Here is a 25829-nt window from a genome sequence, read left to right on the forward strand (position 1 = left end):
CGACACCCACTGAATGGATGAGGTAACTATGGCAAGCTTGTACCAACCGGTAAAAATCGGCGCACTGGCGTTAAAGAACCGTATTGTCATGGCCCCGCTGACGCGTATGCGCGCGGTCGAGGCGCGTACGCCTAACGAGGTGATGCTGAAGTACTATGTGCAGCGCGCCAGCGCCGGCCTGATTGTCACCGAAGCGACCTCGGTAACACCGCAGGGCGTTGGCTATCCCAGCACGCCGGGCATCTGGAGCGAAGAGCAGGTGGCGGGCTGGCGCAAAATTACCGACGCGGTGCATCAGGCCGACGGCAAAATCGTGCTGCAACTCTGGCATGTGGGCCGTGTTTCCGATCCGATACATCTTAATGGCGATCTGCCGGTCGCGCCCAGCGCCATCGCGCCGGAAGGCCATGTGACGCTGGTGCGACCGCAGCGTCCTTACGTCACGCCGCGTGCGCTGGAGACCGACGAAATTCCCGGCATCGTGGAAGATTTTCGCCGCGCGGCGGAAAACGCGCGCCAGGCGAGCTTCGACGGCGTTGAGATCCACGCCGCCAACGGCTATCTGATCGATCAGTTCCTGCATGACGGCTCTAACAAACGCAGCGATCGCTACGGCGGCGCTATTGAGAACCGCGCCCGTTTCCTGCTGGAGATAGTGGATGCGGTGCTGACCGTCTGGTCGGCGGATCGCGTCGGCGTGCATCTGAACCTGATGTCCAACGCCTATTCCATGTCCGATTCCAACCCGCAGGCGCTGTTCGGCTACGTGGCGGAGCAGCTCGACGCGCGCCAGCTGGCGTTTATTTTCGCCCGCGAAGCGCTGACTCAGGCGGAGCCGATCGGCCCGCTGGTGCGGGAAAAGTTCAGCGGCGCGTTTATCGCCAACGAAGGCATTACGCGTGAAGAGGCGGAGAAGCTGATTGAAGAGGGCCGGGCGGACGCGGTGAGCTTCGGCAAACTGTTTATCGCCAACCCAGATTTGGTGGAGCGTTTTAAACGGCAGGCGCCGCTAAACGCCGTGGATAACGAGACCATCTATCGGATGGAGCCGCCCTACGAGCGCGGCTATACCGATTATCCCTTCCTGACGGAGTAAGATTTTCCGGCGCGCCGACGGCGCGCCGTCATTTCGCTACGGCGTCCCGGCCGCGGTCACGCGCCAGACGGTATTGCCCGCATCATCCGCAATCAGCACCCCGCCCTGCTTATCCATTGCCAGCCCAACCGGCAGGCCGCGCACCTCTTTCTGATCGTCGGTCAAAAATCCGGTGACAAACGGCTCCGGCTTGCCGACCGGCTTGCCATCCCGGAAGGCGACGAACGAAACGCGATAGCCGTTCAGCGGGGTTCTGTCCCAGCTGCCGTGTTCGCTGATAAAGGCCCCGCCGCGATATTTCTCCGGCAGATTGCTGCCGGTATAGAACAGCAGTCCCAGCGGGGCGACGTGCGAGCTGAGCGCATAGTCAGGCTTGATCGCCTTCGCCACCAGATCGGGGCGCTGCGGCATGACGCGATGGTCGACATGCTGGCCGAAATAACTCCAGGGCCAGCCGTAGAAGCCGCCTTCCTGTACCGACGTCAGATAGTCCGGCACCAGATCGGCGCCGATCTCGTCGCGTTCGTTGACGATCGCCCAAAGCTTGCCGGTTTGCGGCTCCCACTGCAAGCCGGTGGGATTACGCAGGCCGGAAGCGTAGATGCGGCTGCCGCCGGTGGCGGTATCGACTTCCAGCACCGCGGCGCGGCGATACTCTGCATCAAGGCCGTTTTCAGTAATATTGCTGTTAGATCCCACGCCGACATAGAGCTTGCTGCCGTCCGGGCTGGCCAGCAGCGATTTAGTCCAGTGGTGGTTAATGCCGCCCGGCAGATCGGCCAATTCCGTACCGGGATCGGTAATACGCGTCGCGCCCGTTTCATAATGGTAGCGCCTGATGCTGTCGGCGTTGGCGACGTAAAGCGTATCGCCCACCAGCTGTACGCCGAACGGTGAATAGAGATTCTCAAGAAAGATATGCTTTTCCCAGGTTACGCCGTCGCCGCTGGGATTGCGCAGCAGCGTAATGCGGTTGCCCCCTTTGCCGCCCTTGCCGGAGGATTTCTGCACCATTCCCATCACCAGCTGTTTCGGCGCGGTCACCGGCGCGGTGCCGGGACTGTTGGCTTCCACCACCAGCACATCATTATTCGGCAGCACATATACCTGACGCGGATGCATAAAGCCGTCCGCCACTTTCGTGATGCGCAGTCCGCTGGCAACCTTCGGCGTCTCGCCCTGCTTCCAGCTAACGCCCTTCGGCACCTGCATCGGCGGCATCAAGAAGTCCTGCGCCTTCGGCAATACCGGATCGGGCCCCATCTGTTGTTCAGCATCGACAGCAGCCTGTTCATCACAGCCGCTCAGCAACAGCGCGGAAGAGAGCGCCAGCAGTAAAATTGATTTTTTCATCGCGCGACTCCTTCAGCGCTACGCAGGCGCAGAGCAAGCTGAATATTGGCCAGACACAGCAGCGCCACCACCAAAGTAGAGAGGATCACGCCAGCGGGCGCCACCGCATACGCATCGCGGCTGTGCACAAAGGCGTTGAAGATCGCCAGCACAATAGCCAGCAGGTTGGCCCAGAAATGGATTTTCACCGGCGAGGTTTGCGGCCATGAAACGCCGACCCATACCTGCACCAGGTTAATCAGCCGAGGAATAATGGCGATAATCAGGCCGAAAGCGATCAGCCAGCTGGCGCTTTTCGTCCACATCGGGTGAGGACTGTTGAGATAAATAATGTCAAAAATCCATGCGGCGGTGAAAAAGCCGAGCGGGATCGGATTAAGGAATTCATACAGCGCCACAGCAAGCGCAGAGTGGCGTCTGGTCGCATTGGGGTTCATCGGCGGGCTCCTGAAGTAACAAAAAATGACCGGCAACAATGCGCTTGCTGCCGTATCGCTAACCTGAAAAAGATTAGTAAACGTAAAGATTTTCGCGCACTAAACAGGCAAAAATAGTCAAATCCTTCCTGAAAGCGCACAAAAGGATCTTGTGGTTAAGATATATCTTGGATATGTTTCTGCTTTTACTTCAGACGAGACAATCACGATGAGCGCAGACATCACCGCACAGAACTGGCCGCTGCCCACCCGTAAGAAAAACGAGCTGCGGCTGCGTCAGCTCCGCGTGCAGAGCAAGACGCGTATCGGCAGTTTTTACCGCATCGTACTGACCGGCGACGATCTCCAGGGCTTCACCTCCCACAGCTTCGACGATCACATCAAACTCTTTTTTCCTGACGCCGCCAGCGGCGAGCTGAGCCTGCCGGAAGTGGGCGAACAGGGCGTGGTCTGGCCGGAGGGCAAGCGCCCGGCATCGCGCGACTACACTCCGCTGGCGTATGACGCGGCGACCAATCGTTTAACCATCGATTTCTTTATCCATCCGGGCGGCGTGGCGAGCGACTGGGCGGAACGGGCGCAGGAGAACGATCCGCTGGTGATCGGCGGGCCGCGCGGCTCTTTCTGCATGCCGACCGACTACGCCTTCCAGCTCTATCTGTGCGACGAAACGGGCCTGCCTGCGCTGGGACGCCGCCTGGCGGAGCTGCGCGCAGCGCAGGTGGAAGCTGAAGTGCATCTGATGATTATGGCGGACGAAGCGCAGAGCAAAGCCTACCTGCCGCCGCTGGACGGCATCACCTGTCATTTCCTGCCTGCCGGCGATACCGCTATCGCGCACGCCGCGCTGGAGCGACTGCCGATCCCGCCGCAGGGCTATTTTCTCTGGATCACCGGCGAAGGCGATCGGGTAAAAACGCTGCTCGACTACCTGACGGAACAGCGTCAGATTAACGACAGCTACGTGCGCGGCGTTGCCTACTGGCACAGCAAGTAAGCGTCACTTTCCGGTTGCGGCGCGGACCGATCGGGAACGCGCCGTTCCTTATTTATTCTCAAACGTGACGTAAAACGATGAAAGATAAAAACGGTTCCGCCTTTTTTGCCCACAGAAAGCGTAAAGAGCGCCTGCTGGACGCCACCGAGGTGCGCCTGCTGATTTTAACGGTGCTGGCGCAGCGTCCGGCGCACGGCTACGAGATCATCAAGGCGATCGAGGAGCTGTCGCGCGGCGAATATACCCCCAGCCCCAGCCTGGTTTACCCTAACCTGACGCTGATGGAGGAGATGGGCTATATCCAGGCGGTGGCGGAAGAAGGCAACAAGAAAAATCACCTGATCACCGCCGAGGGCGAAGCGCATCTGGCGCAGCAGCAGCCGCAGCTGGAGGCGGTAATGGCGCGTCTGGCGTCGTTGGCGGTGCTGGCTAACAATCGCAGCCAGCCGGAAGTGCAGCGCGCGATCCATAATATGAAGATGGCGCTGAACACCCGCCTGGCCGATGAAAACCTTTCGCAGCAGGCGCTCTACGCCATTGTCGATGTGCTGGACGAGGCGGCGAAAAAGATCGAGCGCAGCTGAGGGCGTGGCGCTGAGTTTTGCGGACGGCCGTACGCAATAAAAACGGCCTCCGTGGGGAGGCCGTAGAAAAAGCGTTGAAGCGGGCCCGCCGACGGCAGGCCCGAAAGCGATTACTCGCTGGTGCGGTAGCGCTCCAGCCAGTGCGCATACGGCGCAGGCAGCACCCAGGCGGCCTTCTCTTCTTTCAGCGCCAGCGCGGCCTGATACGGCCAGTGCGGGTTCGCCAGGTGCGCGCGGCCCACCATCACCAGGTCCAGCTGTTGCTCTTCCACGGTGCGGTTAGCAATAGCCGGCGCATCGATGCCCCAGGCGGAAGCGACCGGAATCTGCGCTTCCCGGCGCACGCGCTCGGCGATCGGCGCAAGGAACGCCGGGCCCCACGGAATATTGGCGTCCGGGGTGGAGAAGCCGATGCTGACGCTCAGCAGATCCAGGCCGTTAGCGCGCATCTGACGGGTCACTTCAATCGATTCCGCCAGCGTTTCCTCGTCGCGGCCATCATATTCGATGACGCCAAAACGCGCGGTCAGCGGCAGGTTTTCCGGCCAGACGTGACGCACGGCTTCCAGCGTTTCCAGCATAAAGCGGCTGCGGCCAGCGAGGTCGCCGCCGTACTGATCCTGACGTTGGTTAGCCTGCACCGAGAAGAAGCTCTGCGCCAGGTAGCCGTGCGCAAAGTGCAGCTCCAGCCATTCAAAACCGGCGTCGCGGGCGCGACGGGCGGCGGTAGCGAAATCTTCACGTACGCGGGCGATATCGTCCAGCGTCATCGCTTTCGGCACCTGCGGCAGATTTGCGCCGAAGGCGACGGCGGACGGCGCGATGGTTTCCCAGCCGCGACCGTCGTCAGCGGCGATATGGTCGTCGCCTTCCCACGGACGGTTAGCGCTGGCTTTGCGTCCGGCATGGGCGATCTGAATGCCCGGCACCGCGCCCGCCGCTTTGATATCACGCGCAATCTGCGCCAGTTTCTCCGCCTGCTCATCGTTCCAGATGCCGAGGCAGCCGGGAGTGATGCGCCCTTCCGGCGATACCGCCGTGGCTTCGACGATCACCAGTCCCGCGCTGCCGCGCGCCAGGCCGCTATAGTGTACGCGATGCCATTCGTTGCTCAGGCCGTCGGTGGCGGTGTACTGGCACATAGGCGGCACCGCGATGCGGTTGCGCAGCGTGACGTCTTTTAAAGAGAACGGTGAAAATAAACCTGACATGTTAACCCCTTCGTTCAGGAAGAAAGAATAGAGCAGAGCCGATCCTGACCGGCTCTGAACGATAACCGGCAGCTCAACGCTGCCGGTTATACCGCCGTCCGCGACGAGGTTTTCTTTAAACCCCCTGTCGCGTTGGCATCTTGTCGCCTGACGCAGCGCGTTCGCGCTGGTTATCAGGTCCAAAGCAGGCTGATAATAGCCCGCCCGCCGTTTTTAAACTTCGCCGTATTTGCTGCGCATCATATTTTCGATCTCCTCCAGGCTCTTGCCGCGCGTCTCCGGCAGCATAAAGAAAACGAAAATGAAGGAGCCGATATTCAGCAGCACAAACAGGAAAAAGGTCTGATTGCCGATGACGCTCAGCAGCAGCGGGAAAGCAAACGCGACCGTCGCGTTGCAGATCCACTGGAAGCAGACCGCGGTGCCCGCCAGCGCGCCGCGAATCTTCATCGGGAACAGCTCGGACATCAGCAGCCAGTAAACCGGCGAAATGCACATCTGCATAAAGAACAGGAACACCAGAATGCACGCCAGCGCCAGATAGCTCTGCGTCAGGTTCTGCGGCAGCAGCGTCAGGGTCAGGCCCAGCGCTATCTGCGTCAGAATCACGATGCTCAGTCCGGTCATCAGCATATGACGACGGCTGAAGCGGCTGACCGCCCAGATGCCCACCAGCGTGGCGAGCACTGACACGATGCCGTTGCCGATGGTGGCGGCGATCGAGGCGTTAGTGCCCATGCCGGTAGTTTTCAGAATGATCGGCGTGTAGTACATAAAGGCGTTAACACCGGTAAACTGCGCCACAAAGCCCAGTCCGCAGCCTGTCAGCAGCACGCGAATCACCCAGCGCTCTTTCAGCAGCGCTTTCACCGACGGTCCCTTACGCGCCAGCCGTTCCTGCTTGCGCATCTCCGCCATCTCTTTGCGCACCTCGCGCGGCGTTTCGCGCAGCTTTTTCAGTACCTTCAGCGCCTCGGTGAAGCGCCCTTCCGACACCAGCCAGTGCGGCGAAGCGGGCACGAAGAAGGTGCCGATAAACAGCAGAATGCCCGGCACCATCGCCAGCGCCAGCATATAGCGCCAGATATGCGGATCGTGCAGCGTATAGCTCATGATGGTGCTGACGACATAGGCAAGCAGCTGCCCGCTGACGATCATCAATTCATTGCGGCTTACCAGCGGCGCGCGGCGCTTTGGTCCGGCAATCTCGGCGATAAACACCGGCACGGTGGAGGAACCGCCGCCGACGGCGATCCCCAGCACAAAGCGCATGGCAATCATGGTGGACACGGTCGGCGCCACGGCGGTGCCCAGCGCGCCGGCGATAAACAGCAGCGCCAGACTACGCAGCGTCATGCGACGGCCGAAGCGGTCGGAGAAAAACCCGCTCAGAAAGGAGCCGATCGCTGCGCCGAAAATCAGCGACGAGGCGACCAGGCCTTCGGTAAAGGAGTTCAGCCCCAGCCCACCCTGCGACGGCGCGGCGGACATAAAGGGCAATGATCCAGAAATAATGCCGGTATCGTAGCCAAAGGCGAGCGCGCCCATGGTCGCCACCAGCACCACGATAAAGATGCGTTGTCTGACGGTATCTTTGGTTAGCGTTTCCGCCTCTGCGACGGCAGGTTGTTCAGTTGGATAGTCGGCCATATTGCTCCCTGTTATTAGTTTTGTAATGATTTATTCAGGACTTCCCATTGATTTATAAGGGCTTTCTCCAGCTAAACGGCAAAAGGTAAAGATAAGTTTAGACAGCCTTCGCTGAAATCGCCTGTTTACGTGATGAAAGTCACAATAAAAAGGGTTACAGAAGAGCCACCGCGTTCTGAACGGCAAAGGTATGTAGGCTGAAAAAAGGAACGCTGGCGTTTATGCCAGCGTGTAAAAGAGTGGACAGAAAAAGGCGCGCCCGCAATGCTCATCGCACCGGGAAAATATTAATGAGTCGTTCTTGTCAGTCTCCCGCCGCGCCGCCTCCGGCTGCTGATTAAAAATTTTCACGCTTTCGCGCAGCCGCGCGGCGAGAGGCCGTCGCCCTAACTCACCTCAGGCTTGCTTCGCCTGACGCGGCACCATCAGCGCAATCGCCAGGAAAGCGAGCACGCAGAACAACACGTTCACCAGCAGGCCGACGCTAGCGGCGGCCGCCACGCCCTGCGGCAGCATTGCCGCGTAGGCGGAAGCGGAAATCGCAATCCCAAAGGCGCCGCCCAGCGAGCTGGCCATTTTATAAATGCCGGACGCCACGCCGATTTTATCTTCCGGCGCGCTGGAGATGGCGGTATCGGTGGAGGGCGTGGCGTAAAAGCCCAGCCCCAGCCCAAACAGGATATAGCCGATCAGCACCGCCGCCACGTAGACGCCGTCGGGCAGGCGCGTGAACGCCATCAGCGCCACGCCGACGCCGGTGATCGCCGTGCCCCACAGCATCGGCCTGCGCGCGCCTGTCTTTTGCAGCAGTTTCTCACCTACCCGAATCATACTCAGCACCGCGATCAGATAGCCGATGGTCAACATGCCGGACTGAAAAGCGCTGAAGCCGCGCCCCTGCTGAACATAGACGCTGGCGACGATCAGCGTGCCGGCGACGGCGTTCAGCAGGAAATTAGAGAGCGCCGCGCCGCTGTAGGCGCGGTGTTTAAACAGCGCGAAATCGATAAAGCTGGCGCTTTTTTTACGACGCGCGCCGGTGAAAAACAGCAGCGCCGCCAACACAAAAACCGCGCCGGGGATCAGCACCACGCTGCTCAGCCAGCCGAACGCGCTGCCTTTAGTGATAGTCCAGTTCAGGCAGATCAGCATCACCACAAAGGTGAACAAACCGAAGTAGTCGAACCGGTTTCCCTGCGTTGCGGCGACTTTGCTTTCCGGCGTGCCGCGGATCAGCAGCATGCCGGTCAGCGCGCAGAGAATCGATAAAATAAACACCCATTTCCAGCCCCAGTAAGTCGCAATCGCCCCGCCCGCCAGCGAGCAGAGGCCGGAGCCGCCCCAGGAACCAATCGACCAGTAGCTCAGCGCCCGCTGCCGCGCTTCATCCTGATAGTAGGCTTTAATCAGCGACAGCGTGGCGGGCATAATACAGGCGGCCGACAGCCCCTGGATAATGCGCCCCACGGCGAACAACAGGGTATTTTGCGAAATAATCAGGCAGAGGCAGCCGATAATACTCAACAGCAGGCCAAGCTGAGTCATTTTCACCCGGCCAAAACGATCGGCGAAGCCGCCCGCCACCACAATAAAACAGCCGGAAAAGAGTCCCGTCAGGCTTATCGCTAAATTGAGCGACTCCAGCGGAATCGCCACCTCCTGCTGAATCGCCGGTACGATATTCACTACCGACTGGGCAAAAAGCCAAAAGGTCAGCACGCCGGCGATAATACCGAGAATAAGCCGACCGCTTCCCTGAAATGCGGCAGGTGCCGCAGCGTTGATCTCTGTGGCGGACATAATGACTCCCTTCATCATTGTTGTTGCGCGGCCGGTTCTCTTCCGGCGGAAATGCCTGTAAAGCAGCCGCGTTGCGCAAAACCGTTATTTTAAAAAGCGTTCGGCAAGATAGCTGAAAAAGATCGCGCCGGGGGCGATCAGTTCATCGTTAAAATCGTAACCGGGATGATGCACCATACAGCGTTCCGGCTCGTCGCCGGCGCCGAGAAACAGATAACCGCCGCGGGGGTTCTGCTCCAGCATAAAGGCGAAATCTTCGCTGCCCATCACCGGCGCGGCATCGGCGCAGACCTTCTCCGCGCCGAACAGATCGCGCGCCACCTCAACGGCGAACGCCGTCGCATCGGCATCGTTGACCAGCGCCGGACAGCCGTTGACGTGCTCGATGTTGACTTCGGCGCCCATGCTTTGCGCCTGGCCAAGGGCAATCTCCCGAATACGCTGCAACAGCCGCTGCCGCACGTTGTTGTCCAGCGCGCGTACGCTCAACTTCAGCAGCGCGCTGGCGTTGATAATATTGGGCGCTTCGCCGGAACAGAGGCTGCCAACCGTCACCACCGCCTGATCAAACGGCGAAACGTTGCGCGAAACGATGGTTTGCAGCGCCAGCACGATCTGGCAGGCCACCAGCGTGGCGTCGGTGGTTTTTTCCGGGAAGCCGCCGTGCCCGCCTTTACCGACCACCTCAATATGCAGCGTGTCGGCGGAGGCCAGCATGGCGCCGGTACGGGTATGGATGTGTCCTTTTTTAATGCCCGGCATATTATGCAGTGCGTAAATGGCGTCGCAGGGGAACTGGCGGAACAGTCCATCTTCCAGCATTAGCCGCCCGCCGTAGAGCAGCTCCTCGCCCGGCTGGAAAATCAAATGCAGCGTGCCGTTGAAGCGGCGACTACGCGCCAGATATTCGGCGGCGCACAGCAGCGTTGCGGTATGTCCGTCATGACCGCAGCCATGAAATTTATTTTCTGTGCTGCTACGCCACGGCTTGTCGTTCTGCTCGCGCATCGGCAACGCATCCATGTCGGCGCGCAGCCCCAGCGTTTTTTCGCCGCTGCCGACGCGCAGGGTACCGACCACGCCCGTTTTCGCCATACCCCGATGCACTTCATAACCCCATGAGCGCAACTTATCGGCGACCATATCGCTGGTGCGCGTCTCTTCCAGTCCTAATTCTGGATGCTGATGCAGATCGCGCCGCAGCGCAATAAACTGATCCTGATTATTATTAATATGCTGATATATATACTTCATAACTTTCCCTTGCGCTCAATTAAAAAGCCAAACTTCTTTTTACGCTCAGCGGGGGAAATAAAATGCGTCGGTTTTCACATAAAGCAAAAAAGATGGCTTTATTATTAACGGCTTCACTAATACGTTAGCGAAGCCATTATTATTGCTCAGTCTGTTAAACGCATTATTTATATTTATTATTTTCATTAAATAGCAGCGTATTATTAGTTGACGATAAGCATAACCGTACGGCATCCGTTATTCAGACAAATAACAGAATATCGAAAAAGAGAAAATAAGGAGAACGCAAGAGAGGCAAAACGAAATAACCGGGCGGAAAGCTGCCTTTCCGCCGCGTCTGAGCGTTAGCTCAGCTTATCTTCAGTGCGCAGTTCAAAATCCGAGGCGTCGTGACGCTCGCGCAGCTGCTGTGACGGTTCGCCCCAGGTGCGGTTTACGATGCGTCCGCGCTTAACGGCCGGACGCTCGCTAATCTCTTTCGCCCAGCGCTGCAAATGGGTGTAAGCGCTGACGTCGAGGAACTCCGCCGCTTCGTACAGACCGCCCTGCGCCAGTACGCCATACCACGGCCAGATCGCGATATCAGCGATGGTATATTCGTCGCCGGCGATATAACGATGCTGAGCCAGCTGACGATCCAGCACATCCAGCTGACGCTTCGCTTCCATCGCAAAGCGGTTAATGGCGTATTCAATTTTTTCCGGCGCGTAGTGATAAAAATGGCCGAAGCCGCCGCCCATGTAAGGCGCCGATCCCTGCAACCAGAACAGCCAGTTGAGCGTTTCGGTGCGCGCGGCGCGGTCCTGCGGCAGGAAGTGACCAAACTTCTCTGCCAGATAGAGCAGGATAGCGCCTGATTCAAACACGCGTACCGCCGGGCTTTCCGATACGTCGAGCAGCGCCGGGATTTTGGAGTTGGGGTTTACTTCGACAAAGCCGCTGGAGAACTGATCGCCTTCGCCGATGCGGATCAGGTGCGCATCATATTCCGCATCGCTCACGCCCAGCGCCAACAGCTCCTCCAGCAGGATCGTCACCTTCTGACCGTTCGGCGTGCCCATCGAATAGAGTTGCAGCGGATGCTTGCCGACCGGCAGTTCGGCGTCATGGGTGGCGCCCGCGATGGGACGATTGGTTTTCGACCAGCTGCCGGCGCCCTGCTGATCCCACTTCCAGACCTTCGGCGGCTGATAATTATTCTCTGACATAATGTGGTGTCCTTTATAGGTGATTAGCGACGCAGATAGTGCTGCTATCGAGTGTAGCAGTTGACCTTCAACAAACTTAACCGTGCTGGCTCTGCGTATCGTCATAACGACATGGCGCTGTCATTTTGACGCTGAACGCCTCTGTCAAAAAGACATGCCATGACTTTTTATTATTATTTTTTAATACGTTAACTATGGCATACGCTTTGCACTGACATCTGTGGAGACCCTGTTCTGTTGTTAGGCTAACCCTAAGGAGCCGCTATGTCCTGGTATGATGACTTACAATGTCAGGTAGAGAAGTGCGTCAGCGTTGAGCATGCTGCGCTGATGAGCGAACTGATGGTAGAAATTGGCGTGGACGAGATGATCGCCAGCAACGAGCGCCCTCGCCTGCTGCGCCATCCCGCCGGGAATCTTTTCAGCCGTTTACGCTATCGTTTATTCCGTAAGTAAAGAGAAAGCCGTACCCGCCACGCAGAAGGACATCGAATGAGAATTGTCGCCGTTGAGGCCAATATCGCCGCCGGTAAAAGTACCCTTGTCGGGCCGCTGGCGGAAAAACTGACGGCGCTGACCGGCGAAACATGGCGGCTGATGGTGGAGCCGGTGGACGCCGATCCACATTTTTTAGCGCTTTTACAGGATTTCACCGCCCGCCCTGACGACGCCAATGCGCGCATTCGCTTTCAGCTTTACATTACCCGCATGCGTCAGCGGCTGCTGCAAGCGCTGCCCGACGGCAACTATGTGATCGAGCGCTCGCTTTACAGCGACGTGGTGTTCTGTCAGACCAACTTCCTGCAAACCGAGCGCCCTGACGCCCGCTATATGGATTACTACTACCAGATTAAGGCGTGCTTTAAAGATTACCCGCCCATCGACGTGGTGCTCTATATTGACCGCGATCCGCAGGCGTGCTTTGCAAGCTGTATGCAGCGCGCGCGGCCAGGCGAAACCGCCTATACGCTTGACTATTTTCAAGATCTGAAACGCTTCCACGACGCCTGTCTGCCGCAGCTGGTGCGGCACTATCCCGCACGCCTGATCGTCTGGCCGGTGGCGTCGGGCTTTGCCGATGTAGGGGCGCTGGCCGCCAGCCTGGTGCAGCAAACCGGTTGGGGCGTCAATTAGTCGCGGCATCCTCTTTGTCGGCTGGCACTTTTCCGGCGACGCGGGCCGCCGCATCGGGTTGCTGCGCTCCATCCAGCGCGTTTATATCTTGCCTGACCCGCGCCGTCTTACGCAGATTGCTTATTTTGCCGCTGGCGTGCTTTTCTGCCTGAACAGCTTTTCCTGCCATAGCGCGTCCCATCAACAGCAACAAGCCCTCCGCCTAACTAAGAAAAGTCTTAAGAAAAAATTTGCCATTACCCACAAAGTGTCTAAGGTTTATGGATGAGATCTGGTAATGACCTTTTATTATCAGAAAAGGTTTAATAGAAAAAGGAAGGATAACTACATTTAACTTCAATAAATTATTCGCAGAACCACTTTTCTGAATGCCTCAGAAGATTATTCATATTGAATATCTCTTGCCTGTTAAATAACACCTTCGGCAAGGGGAAGAATATTATTATTAAAATTTTGGATGCACGTTATGTCTGTTTTAAACACCGAGAAAAAAATAGCCGTTCAAATAGCCATGGCACTTTTGCCAATGTCAGTATGCGCGGCCGACATGGAAATTAGTGATGACGAGAAAGTCTCCGCCATTCTTGCTGACAGTCATCCAGGTACGGCTGCTGCGCCAACGATTAAATTCAGTAATGACAATATTGTGGTTAACGGCAGCCTGACGATCGACAGCAGCGATATCACCTCGGAGCAGGCGGAATATATTGTCCATGCCTATGGCCGCACTATCGATTTAGGTCAGAGAACGCATATTAATAGTGAAAATAGCCCTAACCTGGTGACGGCTGAAGCGGGCGGATTAATACGCGGCGCCGGTCTTAATATTAACGCGACTGATAATGCTTATGGTCAGGCAATGGGGCAGATGTACGGCATCAATGCTATTTCCTCACCTGGCACTGCGGAAGATAAACGTATCGATATTTCAGACACGACGCGCGTTACCCTGAATAATTTATCTGGTAATGCCACCGGCGTATCCGCTCACTGCGGATCGGCTGCCGACTGTAATACCAGCCAGAACGCCAATATGCAGTTTGGTGCTTTAGGCGTAAATGTTATCGCTTCGGACGATGCAACGGGCATTGAAGCCATCGGACAGAATATTGCGATGGATGAATCTTCTGTTGTGGTTAACAGCGATAGCAGAGACGTGAATGTGCAGGGCATAGTCGCCAGCGGTGGCAGCATTAGCGTCGCCGGCTATACCGACCTTTCGGTTTCAGGCAATGGCGCGCTCACCGCAATTTCCGCCAGCGGCCCTTCGGCGTCAGGCCAGCCGAATATTGATTTGCAGGGTGGCGCTTCGCTGATGCTGATCAGGGATCGGAACAATACGCACGGCGTTAATGGCGTGGTGGCCGGGGGCGGCGCAAACGTACACCTCACCGATACCTGGCTCACGCTCGCCAGCGACGCCAACGTTAGCGAAACCGATCGTTTTTTGACGGCGAGCAATAGCCGTGACGATATCGCTTCAACCATTACGGTTGACGGCCAGCTGACCGTCGCCGTAAGCGAAGATTCACCGCTGCCCAGCGCCCTGACTTACGTCGGCGCCGAAGGCAATAGCCGCATCGATCTGAACGGCAGCGCGATATTGGGCGATCTGCGCAACGCGGATAATGCGACCGCATTTTATGCGCGTGACGGAGGCAACGTCACGCTAAACGATCGGCAGGTCCGCGCATGGGGGCGGTAACGGCAGATAATGGATCTATTGATCTGCGCACGGCAGATAACGCTTATCTCTACAGCACCACCTCTACGCTGAACGGCGGCACGATCAATCTGGCGCTCAACGGCGCCAACAGCGTATGGGATATGACCGGCAGCTCCTCGCTGACCCATTTGCAGCTCAACGGCGGCACCATTAACTTCCTTAACGATTCCGGCACCGAATTTAAAACGCTGAAGGTAAACGGAGACTACAGCGGCAACGGCGGATCGCTGGTGATGAACGTCACGCTGAACAGCGATAATGACTCGCCCAGCGACCGAATGATTGTCACCGGCAATACCAGCGGTAACACGACGGTGAAATTTAATCATATTTACGGCCACGGCGATCATACCGATATGGGTATAGAGCTGATCACGGTGAACGGCGTATCCGAAGGGCAGTTTATTCAGGATCGACGCATCGGCATCGGCCTGTATGACTATGCACTGGTGCAGAAAGGCAAAAACTGGTATCTGAGCAACAGCCTGGCGGATATTGAAAATAATGACACGATACCGGCGCCAGAGAGTCCTGATAACGGCGCCAGCGATAACGGCAACAGCGGCGGCTCGAACGGCGCTGGCGACAGCGGCAACACAGGCGGCTCGGACGGCGCCAACGATAATGGCAATACCGGCGGTTCGAACGGCGGCAACGGCAATACCGGCGGTTCGAACGGCGGCAACGGCAACAGCGGCGGTTCGAACGGCGACAACGGCAATGGCGGCGCTTCGAACGGCGACAATAGTAATACCGGCGATGCGAACGGCGATAACGGCAACAGCGGTAAGGTTGGGCGCTATGACTATACCAAAGTGTATCGCCCGGAAAGCGGTAGCTATATCGCCAACATGGCGGCGGTCAATACCCTGTTCCTGACGCGTCTGCATGACCGCCAGGGAGAGCATGAATATGTTGATTACGCGACCGGCGAACGTCATTCCACTACCCTGTGGATGCGCAATACTGGTTCGCACAGCCGTTTCGAAGAGGCAGGCGGCCAGCTGATTAGCCGCAGTAACAGCTACGTATTACAGCTCGGCGGCGATATAGCGCACTGGAGCAGTAACGCGCGCGACGGTGGACGGCTTGGCCTGATGGCGGGTTATGGCCATAACCGTAATAAATCACGGTCTGAGATTACTGGCTACACTTCGCGCGGCCAGGCGGATGGCTATAGCGTCGGGATCTACGGAACCTGGTTTGCCGACGAGGCCACGCGTACCGGCGCCTGGATCGACAGCTGGGTTCAGTACAGCTGGTTCCATAACTCGGTTTCCGGCGCTCAAATGCGCGAGGAGAAGTATCGCTCCGATGGCGTTACCGCCTCGCTGGAAGCAGGCTATGCGCTACCCATCGGCAGCTCGGAAAAGTTCAGCTACTGGCTTGAACCGCGTGGTCAGGCGGTGTGGATGAATGTGCAGGCGGACTCTCTGGGGGAAGATCAGGGAACGCACGTCAGCATGACCGGTTCCGGTAACGTCATGACGCAGCTGGGCATGCGCGTCTGGATGAAGGGCAAGCCGGAAAACGGTGTGGCGGACAGCTTCCGTCCCTACATCGAAGCCAACTGGATTCATCATACCCGCGACTTTGGGGTGAAGATGAACGGCGAAGGCAGCACAATGATCGGCAGCCGCAATCTGGCGGAAGCGCGTATTGGCGCTGAAGGCGAGGTCAACAGTCGCCTGGCGCTTTGGGCCGACGTGGGTCAGCGGACAGGCCAAAACAAGTATAGCGACACGCGCGGTACGGTGGGCATCAAGTTCCAGTTCTGATAACGCGTTCTGATTCGGCGCTGTAATAAGCGTGGACATAAGCGGTCCCCGTCTCGATTGGGGGCCGCGCTGTTAATGCTCTTCCGCAGGCGCGTTTTCATCGCGCGGCGGCCTGCGCTTCGGCTGATACTTTTCCGGCAGCGGCGGTACCGGTCGCCGATCGTCAATCAGATGGCGAATAGCGAGAATGGGATGACGCCAGAGCATGCGCGGCCCCGCCCAGCGCATAATCTGTTTCATCTCTTCGCGCTTTGCAGGCTGATAGCAGTGGATCGGACACTGTTTACAGGCGGGCTTCTCTTCGCCGAAGGCGCAGCGGTCAAGGCGCTTTAAAGCATAACGATGAAGTGCCTGGTATTTTTCCGCATTGGGCGACGCCTGTGGACAGCCTGACGCATACAGGTCGATCATTTTGGTGATGGTTTGCTTTTCTCGCTGAATACGTTTTCCTGACATAGCGCGTTGCCTGATAGCCCGATGATCACAACGTGACGCGAACGTCACGGCACGGCCTATTTGTAGCGCAAAAAATCACCGCTGATATTAACCGCGATCAACAGATGTTTCTTAATCCTTATAAAGCGGCCGCTATGCAGCGGGCAGCGGGCAGCGGGCAGCGGGCAGCGGATTATTTTCGCACCCATTAACCCCTGCATTTAACAGGGTTATTGGTTGACTAACGTTGCATTGTCGTAGTATGCCTGCTCACCCGCTCAGGCAAGGCGCGGCCTTTCAGCCTGCGTCCTTCAGTCCCTAATCAGTAGACTGGTATAAAAATATAAAATCCACCAGACGGCAATAAATAAGATAAAAGAGATAAATTCTCTTGGTGATGCTGCCAACTTACTGATTTAGTGTATGATGGTGTTTTTGAGGTGCTCCAGTGGCTTCTGTTTCTATCACCTGTCCCTCCTGTTCAGCTACTGACGGGGTGGTGCGTAACGGCAAAAGCACTGCCGGACATCAGCGCTATCTCTGCTCTCACTGCCGTAAAACATGGCAACTGCAGTTCACTTACACCGCTTCTCAACCCGGTACGCACCAGAAAATCATTGATATGGCCATGAATGGCGTTGGATGCCGGGCAACCGCCCGCATTATGGGCGTTGGCCTCAACACGATTTTACGTCACTTAAAAAACTCAGGCCGCAGTCGGTAACCTCGCGCATACAGCCGGGCAGTGACGTCATCGTCTGCGCGGAAATGGACGAACAGTGGGGCTACGTCGGGGCTAAATCGCGCCAGCGCTGGCTGTTTTACGCGTATGACAGGCTCCGGAAGACGGTTGTTGCGCACGTATTCGGTGAACGCACTATGGCGACGCTGGGTCGTCTTATGAGCCTGCTGTCACCCTTTGACGTGGTGATATGGATGACGGATGGCTGGCCGCTGTATGAATCCCGCCTGAAGGGAAAGCTGCACGTAATCAGCAAGCGATATACGCAGCGAATTGAGCGGCATAACCTGAATCTGAGGCAGCACCTGGCACGGCTGGGACGGAAGTCGCTGTCGTTCTCAAAATCGGTGGAGCTGCATGACAAAGTCATCGGGCATTATCTGAACATAAAACACTATCAATAAGTTGGAGTCATTACCAATTCTCTTAAGGTTATATCCGTTTCCTTTTTATTTTTATCTTTCCGCGCCATTTTAAAAATCCATACTACTTATTCATAATAACCTGAATCTCTAATCGTCTTTTCTATTATACGTCTACAGGCTATGGCATAGAAAATAAAGCTCAGGGCGAGCTGGGCGGTAGACCCAATGATGTTGTTCGATAAGTCGCCTGATGCCGTGCTGCCCGGCTTTATGGTTAGCTTTATTGCGGAACTTTGCTGTGTCGCCCTTTTCCCGCTTATCGGCCTGGCGGTGATCATTCCCGGCAGTATGGCAGCTTTATTACTGGCGGTAGCGCCGCGATATTCGGCAACGCCACCAGCGGCATGCCTGGCGCGCTGGCCCCGAAGGGGTGAGCCGCTGGCGGCGAATAATCGAACATAGTTCGATGGAGAGTCTGGCCCGGAAAAGCAAAAACCCGCCTTTTGGGCGGGTTCTCTGAATAAGTGGTGCCCGGACTCGGACTCACGCCGCAGGCGTTGAACAGCGCGCCTGGCGCGCTGGCCCCGAAGGGGTGAGCCGCTGACGGCGAATAATCGAACGCAGTTCGATGGAGAGTCCGACTCCCGGAAAAGCAAAAACCCGCCTTTTGGGCGGGTTCTCTGAATAAGTGGTGCCCGGACTCGGAATCGAACCAAGGACACGGGGATTTTCAATCCCCTGCTCTACCGACTGAGCTATCCGGGCAACGGGGCGCATTAAACCGTAAAGCCGCGATGTCGTCAAATGCTTTTCATCGAATTTTGTCTGATTGCGCTCTTTTGCACCAATCGGTAAAACCATCGGTAAAAAGCGCCTTTCCACCCCCTCCGGCGTTTAACTTTTAAACAGCCGGGTCGATAACTCACGATGAAACCCTCATAACACAATAAAGGTTCATCATGCTTCGTTCTATTACATCAGGATTCGCTTCACGCTTCGCTTTGCGGCAGTGCGCTAACGCCTCCGCCACGCTGAACGCGCTTAACAAGGCGATTGCCATCATCGAGTTTACCCCGGCGGGGATTATTCTTAACGCCAACGACCTGTTTCTCAGCCGCATGGGCTATCGCCTGGATGAAATTCAGGGGCAGCATCACCGAATGTTCTGTCCGGCTGAACTGGTAAGCTCGCCAAAATATCAGGCGTTCTGGCAACGTCTGGAACGCGGCGAAAGCTTCAGCAACAAGTTTTTGCGGCTGGATAAACAGGGGCGTCCGGTCTGGCTGGAAGCGAACTATGTGCCGGTGCGCAACCGTAAAGGGAAAGTCATTAAAATCATCAAGCTGGCGTCGGATATCACCCCGCATATTCTTGATGCGCAGGAGCAACGCGCCATGACCGCCGCCATCGATCGTTCAATGGCGGTCATCAGCTTCAACCTGGAGGGCGAAGTATTGAAGGCGAACGCCAACTTCCTGAAGGCTACCGGCTATCGCGAAGAGGAGGTTATCGGTCAGCATCACCGCATGTTCTGTACGCCTGAACTGCGCAACAGCCAGGAGTATCGCGCATTCTGGCACAAGCTTAACCAGGGCGATTTTGTCTCCGGCCAGTTTCATCGTATCGATAAGCAGGGCCGTACGCTGTGGCTGCGCGCCACTTATAACCCGGTGTTCGATGAGGATGGGCAGCTCTATAAGATTGTGAAGTTCGCCGCCAATGTAACCGCCCAGGTAGAGAAAAACAGCCAGGAAAGGGAAGCGGCGCAACAAGCGTATCAAACCGCGCTGCACACGGATGAAAGCACGCGCATCGGCGCAAGCGTGGTGGAAGAAAGCGTACTGAACATCAACGCGCTGGCGGGCGAGCTGCACGATATCTCTGGCGACGTCTCCAGCCTCAGCGCCCAGTCGGATCAAATCGGGCAAATTGTGGAGACCATCCGCAATATCGCCAGCCAGACCAACCTGCTGGCGCTGAACGCGGCGATCGAAGCGGCACGGGCTGGCGCGCACGGACGCAGCTTCGCGGTGGTGGCGAATGAGGTGCGATCGCTGGCGGCCAATATTAACCGCGCGACCAGTGAAATCGAAACTCTGGTGCGTGATAACCATCAGCTAGCAGGCAAAGCGCTGAGCGGTATCGAAAGCAATTTGCAGCGCGCCGATCGCGGCGTGTCGCTGGCGCAAAAAGCGGGCGAGCTGATTGCCGAAATCCGTGACAGCGCGACCGACGTGGTTAGCGCCATCAGCCATGTAGCCCGTACGCTGGAAGAGAAGTAGCCGGGCGCACTCCCCTAACCCGCCTTCACATTTTCCTGCTCGTCGGGCAGGAAAATGTGGTCGAGGATATTCCGCACTACCGGCGCCGCCGACACGCCTTCGCCGCCGCCGTTCTCCAGGATCACCGCGATCGCCACGCGCGGCTTTTCGTAAGGCGCGAAAGCGGTGTAAAACACATGATCGCGCAACCGCACGGGGATCAGCTTCGCATTGTAGGTCTGGTTCTGCTTCAGGCTGAAAACCTGCGAGGTGCCGCTTTTTGCCGCGATGCCGTAAGGCGCAGTGTGAAAATATTTATAGCCGGTGCCGTTTGGCGCGTTGGCCATGCCGAACATCGCGCGGCGTACCAGCGCCCAGTAAGGCGAATGCGCATCGGCGATCTGCATCGGCGGCGTCGCAGGCTGCCAGCGCGTGATCTGTTTCCCCTTACGGGTGGCGTAGAGCAGATGCGGCGTCACGACCCGTCCATTGTTAATCAGCGCGTCCAGCGCCTTCACCATCTGGATCGGCGTGGCGAGCCAGTAACCCTGGCCGATGCCGACCGACACCGTATCGCCCTGATACCAGGCGCGCTTGTGCACACGCTGTTTCCAGGCGCGATCCGGCAGCAGGCCGTTATACTCCTCCAGCAGATCGATGCCGGTGGATTTACCATAGCCGAACTGGCTCAGCATTTGATGGATGCGATCGATGCCCATCTCCCACGCGACCTGGTAGAAAAAGGTATCGGCCGATTCTTCGATAGCCCTGGTGACGTCAAGCATGCCGTGACCGCTTTTTTTCCAGTCGCGGTAGCGCCGCTGAGTACCGGGCAGCGTCCAGGTAGGCGCGCCATAAAAGGAGGTCTGCGGGGTGATCACGCCGCTCAGCAACGCCGACATCGCCATATAGGGCTTCACCGTCGACGCGGGCGGATAAAGTCCCTGGGTGACGCGATTGATCAGCGGCAGCGATTTATCCTGCAACAGCTGCTGATAAGCGCGATAGCTGATGCCCTTCACAAACGGGTTGGGATCGTAGCTGGGGCTGGAGACCATCGCCAGCACCGAGCCGTCGCGCGGATCTTCAATCAGCACCGCCGCGCGCTGGCCGCGCAGCTGGCTTTCCACATACTGTTGCAGATGCAGATCAAGCGTCAGGTAGATATTTTTGCCGGCGACCGGCGGCACCTCTTTCAGCACCCGCACAATGCGGCCGTGGTTATCGACCTCCACTTCCTGATAGCCGGTTTTGCCATGCAGCTGCGCTTCGTAATAGCGTTCGATGCCCTGCTTGCCGATGTTATGGTCGGCGGCGTAGTTCTCCGCGACGCCCTCTTCATTGAGGCGCTGATAGTCGCGGTCGTTGATTTTCGAGACGTAGCCGACGACGTGCGCCAGCGCCGCGCCGTAAGGATACTGCCGGTCCTGGTAACTCTCTATCTGCACGCCGTCGAAACGGTACTGGTTCACCGCAAAGCGCGCCACTTCTTGTTCGGTCAGTTCGGTTTTCAGCACCACCGGCCGGTAGCGGCTGCTCTGGCGCAACGCCTGGCGAAAATCGTTCGCCTCCTCCGGCGTCAGATCGACAATGGGCGTCAGCGCCTGCAACAGCGCCGCCATATCTTTTACCTTCCAGGGCATCACTGTAATGTCATACCAGGTGATGTTTTTCACCAGCGCGATGCCGTTGCGATCGTAAATAATGCCGCGTCGGGACGCGACAGGGATCGTTTTGATGTCGTTGCTGTCGGATCGGGTCTGATAGTACTGGTGCTGCTGCACCTGCACATGCCAGAGGTTGACGATCAGAATAGCGAAACAGACGACCACCAGCCCAAAGGCGGTCAGCGCGCGATAGCGAAACAGTTTCTCTTCGGCGACGAAATCACGAATATTCATTCAGCAAACGGCAATTTTACGTATTCTCATTTTTACCGTTCATGATAAAGCGCTCCCCTCTGCGCACTAGCGGAAAGATGCGTATGCGCAGCGAAAAGTGTGACATTTAGTGATGATGTAACAAATTACCCATTGAAAGCCATTAATGACTATTCAGCCGACGCGAATACGGTTGAAAATGCGAGTTAGTCGCATTCAGTTAACAAATTAATTATCTTTAAAATCAAAACATTAAAATCGAAAAAAGCGCAAAAAAGCATGTTGCTTTACGCCGCTTTGCTGCATAATTCGCCAAAGAACTTTTGCCTGCCAATAACAAGGAATCGCTATGCTGACTAATGAAATGACCGCGCGTTTAAACGACCAGCTTAATCTGGAGTTCTATTCCGCCAATCTCTATTTGCAGATGAGCGCCTGGTGCAGCGACAAAGGCTTTGAAGGCGCGGCGGCGTTTTTAAAATCCCACTCGCGTGAAGAGATGGAACATATGCAGCGCCTGTTTGACTACCTCAGCGATACGGGCGTCATGCCGGTGCTGGGCAGCATCGCCGCGCCGCCGGTCTCCTTTAACTCCCTGGCGGACCTGTTCCAGCAAACCTACGAGCATGAGCAGCTGATTACGCGCAAAATCAACGAGCTGGCACACGCGGCGATGATCAGCCAGGACTACTCGACTTTCCATTTCCTGCAATGGTACGTGGCCGAACAGCACGAAGAAGAGAAGCTGTTTAAATCGGTGCTGGATAAGCTGGCGCTGGTGGGCGACAGCGGCAAAAGCCTGTTCTTTGTCGATAAAGATCTGGCGCAGATGAATGGCGACAGCCACGGCCCGACGGCCTGAGAATAAGCTGTCCCGGCGCGCGGCTGGCCCGCCGGGATCGGCTTTTTACAGCATGGTCAGCCGTAGCTCAGAGGGCTGCGGTCGGCCAAAGAAGTAGCCCTGGAACAGGGTACACCCCTCCTCTTTCAGCTTGTCGAACTGCTCGCGGCTTTCCACGCCTTCGGCGGTGATCTGAATATCCAGACTGCGGCTCATGCCGGTAATGGCGCGAATGATCGCCAGCGCTTCCCGACTATCGCTCATATCGCTGATAAACGACTTATCGATCTTAATCTTATCGAACGGGAAGGATCGCAGGTAGCTGAGCGATGAGTAGCCGGTGCCGAAATCATCCAGCGCAATCAGCACGCCCAACGCCTTCAGGCTTTGCAGCGTGCGAATATTGCCCAGCGTATCGTCCAGCAACACCGATTCGGTAATTTCCATCTCCAGCCGCCACGGCTCCAGCCCCGACTCGCGCAGCGCGCCCTCCACCGTTGAGACCAGCGCGCTGTTTTTAAACTGCACCGGCGACAGGTTAACCGACACCGTCTGATCGCCCGGCCAGTTTTTTGCTTCGCGGCACGCTTCATACAGCGCCCAGGCGCCGAGGCTGTGGATCAACCCGGTCTCTTCGGCGATGGCGATAAACTCGCCCGGCATAATCAGCCCCTTCACCGGATGATGCCAACGCATCAGCGCTTCGTAGCCGATAATCGCTTTCTGCTCGCTGTTGGTGATCGGCTGATAATAGAGCCGCAGCTGATTTTCAGTGATCGCCTCGCGCAGATCGTTCTCCAGGCTGCGTCGGGTGCGCGCCTGCACATCCATCTCCAGCGTGAAGTATTCGTAGCGGTTGCGTCCGTTGCGCTTCGCCTCGTACAGCGCCATATCGGCGCAGCGCAGCAGCTGCTCCGGCGAAGAAAGCTCTGCATCGGCGAAGGCGATGCCGATGCTCATCCCCACCGACAGGTTATGCCCTTCGACATTGACCGGCGGCATCACGACATCGATCAGCCGCTGCGCTACCATGCTCGCTTCCTGACGGTTGTTGAGGCCCGGCAGCACGATGGCGAACTCATCGCCGCCAATGCGCGCCAGCGTATCCTGCTCGCGCAGCACCGCGCGCAGACGCCTGCCGATAGCGCGCAGCAGCTCATCGCCCATCTGGTGACCCAGCGCGTCGTTCACGTTCTTAAAGTTGTCGAGATCGAGACAAAGCGCGGCGGTTTGCCGTTCGTGCAGCGCATCCTGACGCAATGCATCGCTCAGCCGCTGGCGGAACAGAATGCGGTTAGGCAGGCTGGTCAGGTAGTCATGATGGGCCATATGGTGAATGCGCGCATCGGCGGCGCGCTGATCGGTAACGTCGTCCACGATCAGCATGACATAGTGGGTGCGCGCATCGCCGCCGCGTACTGTCGCCGCGCGGGTGTGCAGAATGCGCTCGCCGCCAACGGTCACCAGCTGCCGTTCGCTCTGATGGACGCCTTCGCTGCGCAGCGCCGCATCGGCCAGCGCGTTAAAATAATCGCTCAGCTCCGGCGGCATAAACTCATGCGGCTTTTTGCCGTGGATGCTGTTTTTTTCCATGCCGAACAGCTGCTCGGCCTTGCGGTTCGCCAGCAGGATTTCGCGTGAAACGGCATCCTCCACCAGCACGCAGGAGGGAATGCTGGTGATGATGGTGTCAAGAAATCGCGACATCGAGGTCATGCGTTCGCTCTGCGCCTCCGCCAAATCTTTGGCGCGCAGGATCTGCTGCTCATATTCGCGCCGTTCGGTGACGTCGCGGGTGATTTTCGCAAAACCGACCAGCTTGCCGCTTTCGTCGCGGATGGCGTCAATCACTACATGCGCCCAGAACGCGCTGCCGTCTTTACGATAGCGCCAGCCCTGATCTTCAAACCGCCCGGTTCGGCGCGCGATATTGAGATTGGCGTCGGGAATTCTGCTCTGCCGCTCCTGCGAGCTGTAGAACAACGAAAAGTGCTGGCCGATAATTTCGCTGGTGACGTAGCCCTTTGCGCGCTGGGCGCCGGCGTTCCAGTTCACCACGTGGCCGCCGGTATCAAGCATATAGATGGCGTAATCGGTGACGCTCTCCACCAGCAGGCGAAACTTTTCTTCCTGGGTGCGCCGTTCGCGCTGCATTTCCCGCTGTTCGGTACAGTCGCGGGTAATTTTCGCATAGCCGAGCAGCTTGCCGTTGTCATCCAGAATGGCGTCGATCACCACATGCGCCCAGAACGCGCTGCCGTCCTTGCGGTAGCGCCAACCTTTATCTTCGAAGCGGCCGGTACGAAAAGCGGTTTGCAGGTTCTTTTCCGGAATATAGGCCATGCGCTCTTGCAGGCTGTAGAAGGTAGAGAAGTGTTTCCCGACGATCTCATCTGCGGCATAGCCTTTAGCGCGCTGAGCGCCGCTGTTCCAGTTCATTACCATGCCATCGGTATCGAGCATATAGATGGCGTAGTCAGTGACGCCTTCTACCAGCAGACGGAACTTCTGCTCCTGCTCGCGCTCCTGGCGCAGCAGCGCCTGCTGTTCGGTACAGTCGCGGGTAATCACCGCAAACCCCAGCATGCCGCCTTGATCTTCATAGATCGCGTCGATCACTACCAGCGCCCAGTAGGCGCTGCCGTCTTTGCGGTAACGCCAGCCTTCCATTTCAAAACGGCCGTCGCGCTGGGCGACGGCAAGGTTTTTTAGCGCAACGCCCTTCGCCCGTTCGCTTTCGCTGTAAAACACGGCGATGTTTTTGCCGATGATCTCCTCTGGCAGATAGCCGGTTACCCGTTCGGCGCCCACGTTCCAGTTGGCGATAGTGCCGTCGGGATGGATCATATAAATGGCGTAATCGACTACGCTCTGCACCAGTAGCCGATAATATTTATCTGAGTTTTCGTTCATCATGTTGCCCGCTTGCGGCCCAGACTGAGGTCTGAGTTGGTTGGACATGGCGACGTAGTGCGTCTGGCTGACCAGCGCTACGCTAAAGAAAAACTTATCTGTCCGCCCAAACGCATTTCGGCAGACGGCTTCTTTCCATGCATATCGGCAAGGGTGACAAATTA

Annotated in this window: 22 protein-coding genes and 1 tRNA gene; 11 read left to right on the forward strand and 12 right to left on the reverse strand. The window is 57.3% G+C overall.

Features of this window, described 5'->3' with window-relative positions; all coding sequences use genetic code 11:
* The first annotated feature begins 28 nt into the window (after nucleotides 1–28).
* Nucleotides 29–1096 (forward strand): alkene reductase, encoded by a 1068-nt coding sequence (locus tag C2E16_RS17505; RefSeq protein ID WP_084970621.1) that lies wholly within the window; start codon nucleotides 29–31, stop codon nucleotides 1094–1096.
* Between the two features lie 36 nt (nucleotides 1097–1132).
* On the opposite strand, the gene C2E16_RS17510 is transcribed toward C2E16_RS17505, so the two are convergent.
* Both C2E16_RS17510 and C2E16_RS17515 read right to left on the reverse strand, forming a co-directional pair.
* Nucleotides 1133–2449, reverse strand: coding sequence for a PQQ-dependent sugar dehydrogenase (locus tag C2E16_RS17510; RefSeq protein ID WP_038624189.1), 1317 nt, complete (start codon nucleotides 2447–2449; stop codon nucleotides 1133–1135).
* A complete protein-coding gene (locus C2E16_RS17515; RefSeq protein ID WP_084970622.1) occupies nucleotides 2446–2886 on the reverse strand; it encodes a DUF2231 domain-containing protein in 441 nt (146 codons plus the stop codon). Before C2E16_RS17515 ends, C2E16_RS17510 begins: the two co-directional genes overlap by 4 nt.
* Nucleotides 2887–3094: 208 nt before the next feature.
* On the opposite strand from C2E16_RS17515, the gene C2E16_RS17520 reads away from it, so the two are divergent.
* Together C2E16_RS17520 and C2E16_RS17525 are read left to right on the forward strand one after the other, a co-directional pair.
* The gene (locus C2E16_RS17520; RefSeq protein ID WP_084970623.1) at nucleotides 3095–3883 is read left to right on the forward strand and encodes a siderophore-interacting protein; all 789 of its coding nucleotides are present in this window, start codon (nucleotides 3095–3097) and stop codon (nucleotides 3881–3883) included.
* Nucleotides 3884–3960: 77 nt separating this feature from the next.
* Nucleotides 3961–4467, forward strand: a complete 507-nt coding sequence (locus C2E16_RS17525) for a PadR family transcriptional regulator (protein WP_038624186.1) — start codon at nucleotides 3961–3963, stop codon at nucleotides 4465–4467.
* 110 nt (nucleotides 4468–4577) lie between these two features.
* Here the strand turns inward: C2E16_RS17525 and C2E16_RS17530 are convergent, their stop codons facing one another.
* The 5 genes from C2E16_RS17530 to yghU form a co-directional block, all read right to left on the reverse strand.
* Nucleotides 4578–5678 carry an NADH:flavin oxidoreductase/NADH oxidase gene (locus C2E16_RS17530; RefSeq protein WP_084970630.1) on the reverse strand — a complete coding sequence of 367 codons (1101 nt, stop codon included), beginning with the start codon at nucleotides 5676–5678 and terminating at the stop codon, nucleotides 4578–4580.
* Between the two features lie 213 nt (nucleotides 5679–5891).
* Entirely contained in the window at nucleotides 5892–7328 is a 1437-nt protein-coding gene (locus C2E16_RS17535; RefSeq protein ID WP_052133860.1) for a sugar porter family MFS transporter, read from the reverse strand.
* Between the two features lie 396 nt (nucleotides 7329–7724).
* Nucleotides 7725–9128 carry an MFS transporter gene (locus C2E16_RS17540; protein ID WP_084970624.1) on the reverse strand — a complete coding sequence of 468 codons (1404 nt, stop codon included), beginning with the start codon at nucleotides 9126–9128 and terminating at the stop codon, nucleotides 7725–7727.
* Nucleotides 9129–9212: 84 nt separating this feature from the next.
* Nucleotides 9213–10382 (reverse strand): M20 aminoacylase family protein, encoded by a 1170-nt coding sequence (locus tag C2E16_RS17545; RefSeq protein WP_084970625.1) that lies wholly within the window; start codon nucleotides 10380–10382, stop codon nucleotides 9213–9215.
* Nucleotides 10383–10726: 344 nt separating this feature from the next.
* Nucleotides 10727–11590: a glutathione-dependent disulfide-bond oxidoreductase gene (gene yghU, locus C2E16_RS17550; RefSeq protein WP_038624183.1), complete on the reverse strand. Its 864-nt coding sequence runs from the start codon at nucleotides 11588–11590 to the stop codon at nucleotides 10727–10729.
* Nucleotides 11591–11854: 264 nt separating this feature from the next.
* Here yghU and C2E16_RS17555 point away from each other — a divergent pair, with 264 nt between their 5' ends.
* A complete protein-coding gene (locus tag C2E16_RS17555) occupies nucleotides 11855–12046 on the forward strand; it encodes a hypothetical protein (protein ID WP_084970626.1) in 192 nt (63 codons plus the stop codon).
* Between the two features lie 36 nt (nucleotides 12047–12082).
* Nucleotides 12083–12724: a deoxynucleoside kinase gene (locus C2E16_RS17560; RefSeq protein ID WP_104951583.1), complete on the forward strand. Its 642-nt coding sequence runs from the start codon at nucleotides 12083–12085 to the stop codon at nucleotides 12722–12724.
* On the opposite strand, the gene C2E16_RS20910 is transcribed toward C2E16_RS17560, so the two are convergent.
* A complete protein-coding gene (locus tag C2E16_RS20910) occupies nucleotides 12717–12893 on the reverse strand; it encodes a hypothetical protein (RefSeq protein WP_156462406.1) in 177 nt (58 codons plus the stop codon). The two genes, C2E16_RS17560 and C2E16_RS20910, sit on opposite strands and share 8 nt — an antisense overlap.
* 378 nt (nucleotides 12894–13271) lie before the next feature.
* Here C2E16_RS20910 and C2E16_RS17570 point away from each other — a divergent pair, with 378 nt between their 5' ends.
* Together C2E16_RS17570 and C2E16_RS17575 are read left to right on the forward strand one after the other, a co-directional pair.
* Entirely contained in the window at nucleotides 13272–14429 is a 1158-nt protein-coding gene (locus C2E16_RS17570; RefSeq protein WP_146107485.1) for a hypothetical protein, read from the forward strand.
* Nucleotides 14417–16228 (forward strand): autotransporter outer membrane beta-barrel domain-containing protein, encoded by a 1812-nt coding sequence (locus C2E16_RS17575; RefSeq protein ID WP_104951585.1) that lies wholly within the window; start codon nucleotides 14417–14419, stop codon nucleotides 16226–16228. Before C2E16_RS17570 ends, C2E16_RS17575 begins: the two co-directional genes overlap by 13 nt.
* A gap of 72 nt (nucleotides 16229–16300) precedes the next feature.
* Here the strand turns inward: C2E16_RS17575 and C2E16_RS17580 are convergent, their stop codons facing one another.
* The gene (locus C2E16_RS17580; protein ID WP_038624177.1) at nucleotides 16301–16684 is read right to left on the reverse strand and encodes a nitrous oxide-stimulated promoter family protein; all 384 of its coding nucleotides are present in this window, start codon (nucleotides 16682–16684) and stop codon (nucleotides 16301–16303) included.
* A 427-nt stretch (nucleotides 16685–17111) separates the two neighbouring features.
* Between C2E16_RS17580 and C2E16_RS17585 the strand changes: the two genes are divergently transcribed.
* Together C2E16_RS17585 and C2E16_RS20635 are read left to right on the forward strand one after the other, a co-directional pair.
* Nucleotides 17112–17809 (forward strand): IS1-like element IS1A family transposase gene (locus C2E16_RS17585; protein WP_233987823.1). Its coding sequence is split into 2 segments (ribosomal slippage): nucleotides 17112–17361 and nucleotides 17361–17809, totalling 699 coding nucleotides; the frame shifts between segments, so codons are not numbered across the junction.
* A gap of 186 nt (nucleotides 17810–17995) precedes the next feature.
* Nucleotides 17996–18232 (forward strand): hypothetical protein, encoded by a 237-nt coding sequence (locus C2E16_RS20635; RefSeq protein WP_071883654.1) that lies wholly within the window; start codon nucleotides 17996–17998, stop codon nucleotides 18230–18232.
* A gap of 227 nt (nucleotides 18233–18459) precedes the next feature.
* On the opposite strand, the gene C2E16_RS17590 is transcribed toward C2E16_RS20635, so the two are convergent.
* Nucleotides 18460–18535, reverse strand: a tRNA-Phe gene (locus tag C2E16_RS17590).
* Nucleotides 18536–18729: 194 nt separating this feature from the next.
* Between C2E16_RS17590 and C2E16_RS17595 the strand changes: the two genes are divergently transcribed.
* A complete protein-coding gene (locus C2E16_RS17595) occupies nucleotides 18730–20052 on the forward strand; it encodes a methyl-accepting chemotaxis protein (RefSeq protein WP_084971422.1) in 1323 nt (440 codons plus the stop codon).
* A 14-nt stretch (nucleotides 20053–20066) separates the two neighbouring features.
* On the opposite strand, the gene mrdA is transcribed toward C2E16_RS17595, so the two are convergent.
* Nucleotides 20067–21932: a penicillin-binding protein 2 gene (mrdA, locus tag C2E16_RS17600; protein WP_084971420.1), complete on the reverse strand. Its 1866-nt coding sequence runs from the start codon at nucleotides 21930–21932 to the stop codon at nucleotides 20067–20069.
* A gap of 328 nt (nucleotides 21933–22260) precedes the next feature.
* Between mrdA and ftnA the strand changes: the two genes are divergently transcribed.
* On the forward strand, nucleotides 22261–22773 hold the full coding sequence (gene ftnA, locus C2E16_RS17605) for a non-heme ferritin (protein ID WP_038624153.1): 513 nt from the start codon (nucleotides 22261–22263) through the stop codon (nucleotides 22771–22773).
* 45 nt (nucleotides 22774–22818) lie between these two features.
* Here the strand turns inward: ftnA and C2E16_RS17610 are convergent, their stop codons facing one another.
* The gene (locus tag C2E16_RS17610; RefSeq protein WP_084971423.1) at nucleotides 22819–25665 is read right to left on the reverse strand and encodes an EAL domain-containing protein; all 2847 of its coding nucleotides are present in this window, start codon (nucleotides 25663–25665) and stop codon (nucleotides 22819–22821) included.
* Nucleotides 25666–25829 lie beyond the last annotated feature (164 nt).

The sequence above is a fragment of the Mixta calida genome, assembly GCF_002953215.1.
GTDB lineage: Bacteria > Pseudomonadota > Gammaproteobacteria > Enterobacterales > Enterobacteriaceae > Mixta > Mixta calida.

Excerpts from the sequence above, each read along its gene's own strand:
- C2E16_RS17505 (WP_084970621.1), top strand. The coding sequence starts at position 29 with ATGGCAAGCTTGTACCAACCGGTAAAAATCGGCGCACTGGCGTTAAAG.
- C2E16_RS17510 (WP_038624189.1), bottom strand. The coding sequence starts at position 2,449 with ATGAAAAAATCAATTTTACTGCTGGCGCTCTCTTCCGCGCTGTTGCTG.
- C2E16_RS17515 (WP_084970622.1), bottom strand. The coding sequence starts at position 2,886 with ATGAACCCCAATGCGACCAGACGCCACTCTGCGCTTGCTGTGGCGCTG.
- C2E16_RS17520 (WP_084970623.1), top strand. The coding sequence starts at position 3,095 with ATGAGCGCAGACATCACCGCACAGAACTGGCCGCTGCCCACCCGTAAG.
- C2E16_RS17525 (WP_038624186.1), top strand. The coding sequence starts at position 3,961 with ATGAAAGATAAAAACGGTTCCGCCTTTTTTGCCCACAGAAAGCGTAAA.
- C2E16_RS17530 (WP_084970630.1), bottom strand. The coding sequence starts at position 5,678 with ATGTCAGGTTTATTTTCACCGTTCTCTTTAAAAGACGTCACGCTGCGC.
- C2E16_RS17535 (WP_052133860.1), bottom strand. The coding sequence starts at position 7,328 with ATGGCCGACTATCCAACTGAACAACCTGCCGTCGCAGAGGCGGAAACG.
- C2E16_RS17540 (WP_084970624.1), bottom strand. The coding sequence starts at position 9,128 with ATGTCCGCCACAGAGATCAACGCTGCGGCACCTGCCGCATTTCAGGGA.
- C2E16_RS17545 (WP_084970625.1), bottom strand. The coding sequence starts at position 10,382 with ATGAAGTATATATATCAGCATATTAATAATAATCAGGATCAGTTTATT.
- yghU (WP_038624183.1), bottom strand. The coding sequence starts at position 11,590 with ATGTCAGAGAATAATTATCAGCCGCCGAAGGTCTGGAAGTGGGATCAG.
- C2E16_RS17555 (WP_084970626.1), top strand. The coding sequence starts at position 11,855 with ATGTCCTGGTATGATGACTTACAATGTCAGGTAGAGAAGTGCGTCAGC.
- C2E16_RS17560 (WP_104951583.1), top strand. The coding sequence starts at position 12,083 with ATGAGAATTGTCGCCGTTGAGGCCAATATCGCCGCCGGTAAAAGTACC.
- C2E16_RS20910 (WP_156462406.1), bottom strand. The coding sequence starts at position 12,893 with ATGGCAGGAAAAGCTGTTCAGGCAGAAAAGCACGCCAGCGGCAAAATA.
- C2E16_RS17570 (WP_146107485.1), top strand. The coding sequence starts at position 13,272 with ATGGAAATTAGTGATGACGAGAAAGTCTCCGCCATTCTTGCTGACAGT.
- C2E16_RS17575 (WP_104951585.1), top strand. The coding sequence starts at position 14,417 with ATGGGGGCGGTAACGGCAGATAATGGATCTATTGATCTGCGCACGGCA.
- C2E16_RS17580 (WP_038624177.1), bottom strand. The coding sequence starts at position 16,684 with ATGTCAGGAAAACGTATTCAGCGAGAAAAGCAAACCATCACCAAAATG.
- C2E16_RS20635 (WP_071883654.1), top strand. The coding sequence starts at position 17,996 with ATGATGTTGTTCGATAAGTCGCCTGATGCCGTGCTGCCCGGCTTTATG.
- C2E16_RS17595 (WP_084971422.1), top strand. The coding sequence starts at position 18,730 with ATGCTTCGTTCTATTACATCAGGATTCGCTTCACGCTTCGCTTTGCGG.
- mrdA (WP_084971420.1), bottom strand. The coding sequence starts at position 21,932 with ATGAATATTCGTGATTTCGTCGCCGAAGAGAAACTGTTTCGCTATCGC.
- ftnA (WP_038624153.1), top strand. The coding sequence starts at position 22,261 with ATGCTGACTAATGAAATGACCGCGCGTTTAAACGACCAGCTTAATCTG.
- C2E16_RS17610 (WP_084971423.1), bottom strand. The coding sequence starts at position 25,665 with ATGAACGAAAACTCAGATAAATATTATCGGCTACTGGTGCAGAGCGTA.